Here is a 3,988-nt window from a genome sequence, read left to right as displayed (position 1 = left end):
TTGGTGAGGACCAGGGCCTCGACCTCGTCGCCCACGGAAACGACCTCACTGGGGTCGACATCGTGCTTGATCGAGAGCTCGCGGGCGGGGATGACCCCTTCGGTCTTGTAGCCGATGTCGAGGAGCACCTCGTCCCGGTCAACTTTGACGATCGTGCCTTCGACGATGTCGCCATCGTTGAAGTATTTGATCGTTTTATCTATTGCTGCGAGAAAGTCCTCGCTGGAGCCAATGTCGTTGACGGCTACTTGCGGCGAGGTGACGGCGGGACTCGGCATGTTGTTGGGTTGCTCCGGACAGGTTTGGTCGTAGGGACAAAAGGATTTACCTGTCGAGGCTACTCGACTGTGCACACGCTGGCCAAACTCGGGCGACGCTCAACCGGCGCTACGCACGGTATTTGTCGGGCGCAAAAGTGACGCGGGCCCAAACTCCCGGCCAATTTCGCGCTGTCGCGGTTTCCGTAGCGCCATCAATGTGCAGCTGAATCCCAGCTGCGACCGTACCCGACCGAGACCTCGAGCGGAACGTCCAGCGGGTAGGCACCACCCATCTTGTCGCGCGCCAGCGCCTCGAGCTGCTCCCGCTCGCCCGGCGCGACCTCGAACAACAGTTCGTCGTGGACCTGCAGCAGCATCCGGGACTTCAGCCCCGCCTCGTTGATCGCCTTGTCGACCTCGATCATCGCCACCTTGATGATGTCGGCCGCGCTGCCCTGAATCGGCGCGTTGAGCGCGGCGCGCTCGGCGGCCTCGCGAACGTTGCGGTTGCTGCTGTCCAGCTCGGGCAGGTAGCGCCGGCGGCCGAACACCGTGGAGGTGTAGCCGTCCTTGCGGGCCTGCTCGACGACGTCGCGCAGGTAGTCGCGGATGCCACCGAACCGGGCGAAGTACTGGTCCATCTGGTCTTTGGCTTCTTCGGTGGAGATCTTGAGCTGGGCGGACAGCCCGTAGGCGCTCAGCCCGTAGGCCAGGCCGTACGACATCGCCTTGACCCGCCGGCGGAGCTCGGCGGTGACCTCCTCGATCGGCACTCCGAACGCTCTCGAGGCGACAAACGAGTGCAGGTCTTCCCCGGTGTTGAAGGCCTCGATGAGGCCGTCGTCCTTGGACAGGTGCGCCATGATCCGCATCTCGATCTGGCTGTAGTCGGCGGTCATCAGCTCGGAGTAGCCGTCGCCGACGACGAACGCGTCGCGGATCCGCCGGCCGGCCTCGGTGCGGATGGGGATGTTTTGCAGGTTCGGCTCGGTCGACGACAGCCGGCCGGTCGCTGCGATGGTCTGGTTGAACGTGGTGTGGATGCGCCCGTCGGAGGCCACCGAGTTCAGCAGCCCGTCCACCGTCACCTTGAGTCGCGTGGCGTCGCGGTGGGTCAGCAGATGCTGCAGGAACGGATGGCCGGTCTTGTCGAACAACGATTGCAGCGCATCGGCGTCGGTGGTGTAGCCGGTCTTGGTGCGCTTGGTCTTCGGCATCTCGAGCTCGTCGAACAGCACCGTCTGCAGCTGTTTCGGTGAGCCCAGGTTGATCTGCTTGCCGATCACGGCGTAGGCCGCCTCGGCCGCGTCGCGGATCTGATGGGCGAAATCGCTTTGCAGTTCGCTCAATTGCGCCATGTCGACCGCGATGCCGACATGCTCCAGTGCCGCCAGCACCCGCTGCACCGGCAGCTCCATGCCGCCCAGCAGCGATGTGGAGTTGATGCGGGCCAGTTCCTCGTCGAGCGCGTCGGCCAGATCCAGCACCGCAACGGCCCGCAGGATCAGCGTCTGCACCGCCTGGTCGTCCGTGCCCTCGGGATCGTCGAGCAGCGAAAGCTGTTGCTGCTCAGCATTTTCCGCGCGCAACTCGCGGCGCAGGTAACGCAGCGAAAGGTCGTCGAGAGCGAAGCTGCGCTGGCCGGGACGCACCAGATAGGCCGCCAACGCCGTGTCGGAGGTGACGCCTTCCAGCTTCCAGCCCCGCCCAGCCAGGTCGTGCATCGCCAGCTTGGCTTCGTGCAGGGCCTTGGGCGGGCCGGGGTCGGCCAGCCAGGAGGACAGCGCGGCCTCGTCGTCGGGATCGAGCGCCGAGGTGTCGATATAGCGGCCCTCGCCGTCGGCGGACACGATGGCCAGTGCGGTCGCGTCGGCGTCGTACGCCAGGTGGGTGCCGACGACGGCCAGGCCGAACCGCTTGCCGGAGCTGTGCTCGGTCAGCCACACGGCTAGCTCTCCGGGCTCCAGCGCGCCGCCGCGCACGTCGAAGCCTTCGTCGACCTCGGGGTCGGCGGAGGCCAGGGTTTCGAACAGCCGGTCGCGCAGGACCCGGAACTCCAGGTCGTCAAAGAGCCGGTGGATGTGGTCGCGGTCCCAGGGTTGCATCCGCAGCGTGTCGGGGGTTTGCGCCAGTGGCACGTCTTTGACGAGATCCGTGAGCTCCCGGTTGAGGATCACGCTGGCCAGGTTCGCCCGCAGGGCGTCACCGACCTTGCCGCGCACCGAGTCGACGTTGTCGACCAATCCCTGCAGCGACCCGTATTCGGAGATCCATTTGGAGGCGGTCTTCTCCCCCACGCCGGGGATGCCCGGCAGGTTGTCGCTGGGATCGCCGCGCAGCGCGGCGAAGTCGGGATATTGCTCGGGGGTCAAGCCGTATTTCTCGACGACGGCATCGGGGGTGAAGCGGGTCAGCTCGCTGACGCCCTTGCGGGGGTAGAGGACCGTCACGTCCGGGCTGACCAATTGCAGGGAGTCGCGGTCCCCAGTGACCACCAGGACGCGGTAGCCCTCGTTCTCGGCCTGGGTGGTCAGCGTGGCGATCAGGTCGTCGGCCTCGAACCCCGGCTCGGCGAGCACCGTGATGCCCAGCGCGGCCAGCACTTCCTTGGTGATGTCAATCTGGCCCCGGAACTCGTCGGGCGTCGCCGAGCGGTTGGCCTTGTACTCCGGGTAACGCTCGGAACGGAACGTCTCCCGCGAGACGTCGAACGCGGCCGCGACGTGCGTGGGCGTCTCGTCGCGTAGCAAGTTGATCAGCATCGCCGTGAAGCCGTACACCGCGTTGGTGGTCAGGCCGCCGCGGGTCTTGAAGTTCTCGGCGGGCAGCGCGTAGAAGGCCCGGAACGCAAGCGAATTGCCGTCCAGCAACATCAGCGTCGGCTTGGTCTGTTCCTCAGTCGCGGCAGGCACGGCTCTCACTCTAGGCACCCGGTGTGACGAGTCACGCGCCCCGGCAGAACTGCAACACGTTTCAGTTTTGTGTTCGGGCTGGGTAGTCTGGCCGAGTGCCAGAGGTCACCAGCCAAGAACCCGCGATCGACGGATGGTTCGCCACCGACGAAGCCGGTAGTCCGCACCTGATCGGCAGCAAATGCCCCGCGTGCGGCACCTATGTCTTCCCGCCGCGGGAGAACAACTGCCCCAACCCCGCCTGCGCCAGCGACACACTAGAGCCCGTCGCGTTGTCGACCCGGGGCACCCTGTGGAGCTACACCGAGAACCGGTATCCCCCGCCCCCGCCCTACCCGGCGCCGGACCCGTTCGAGCCGTTCGCCGTCGCCGCGGTTGAGTTGGCCTCCGAGGGGCTCATCGTCCTGGGCAAGGTGGTCGAGGGCACGCTGGCCGCGGACCTGAAGGTCGGCATGGAGATGGAGTTGACAACCATGCCGCTGTACACCGACGACGACGGCGTGCAACGCATCGTGCACGCCTGGAGGCGCGCCTCATGAGCACTCCCGAACCGCTATACATCCTCGGTGCCGGCATGCACCCCTGGGGCAAGTGGGGACGTGACTTCACCGAATACGGTGTGGTCGCCGCCCGCGCCGCGCTGGCCGAGGCCGGCCTGGACTGGCAGCAGATCCAGCTGGTCGCCGGCGCCGACACCATCCGCAACGGCTACCCGGGCTTCATCGCCGGGTCGACGTTCGCGCAGAAGCTCGGCTGGAACGGCGTGCCGGTCAGCTCGAGCTACGCCGCCTGTGCCAGCGGCTCCCAGGCGCTACA

At 66.5% G+C, this 3,988-nt stretch carries 3 protein-coding genes and 1 pseudogene; 2 read left to right on the top strand and 2 right to left on the bottom strand.

The annotated features are described in order from the left end of the window. Both JOZ00_RS11840 and polA read right to left on the bottom strand, forming a co-directional pair. A partial coding sequence (locus tag JOZ00_RS11840; protein ID WP_293344036.1) for a S1 RNA-binding domain-containing protein occupies nucleotides 1–278 on the bottom strand: 278 nt, incomplete at its 3' end. Nucleotides 279–472: 194 nt separating this feature from the next. Next, entirely contained in the window at nucleotides 473–3,133 is a 2,661-nt protein-coding gene (polA, locus tag JOZ00_RS11835; RefSeq protein WP_293344037.1) for a DNA polymerase I, read from the bottom strand. A 134-nt stretch (nucleotides 3,134–3,267) separates the two neighbouring features. On the opposite strand from polA, the gene JOZ00_RS11830 reads away from it, so the two are divergent. Beyond that, the gene (locus JOZ00_RS11830; protein ID WP_293344034.1) at nucleotides 3,268–3,711 is read left to right on the top strand and encodes a Zn-ribbon domain-containing OB-fold protein; all 444 of its coding nucleotides are present in this window, start codon (nucleotides 3,268–3,270) and stop codon (nucleotides 3,709–3,711) included. Beyond that, nucleotides 3,708–3,988, top strand: a pseudogene (locus tag JOZ00_RS11825) (lipid-transfer protein); the annotation flags it as partial. The gene JOZ00_RS11830 and the pseudogene JOZ00_RS11825, both read left to right, overlap by 4 nt.

It is taken from the genome of Mycobacterium sp. (assembly GCF_019243155.1).
In the GTDB taxonomy this organism is placed as follows: Bacteria; Actinomycetota; Actinomycetes; order Mycobacteriales; family Mycobacteriaceae; genus Mycobacterium.
This window is presented reverse-complemented; position numbering and strand designations above follow the sequence as displayed.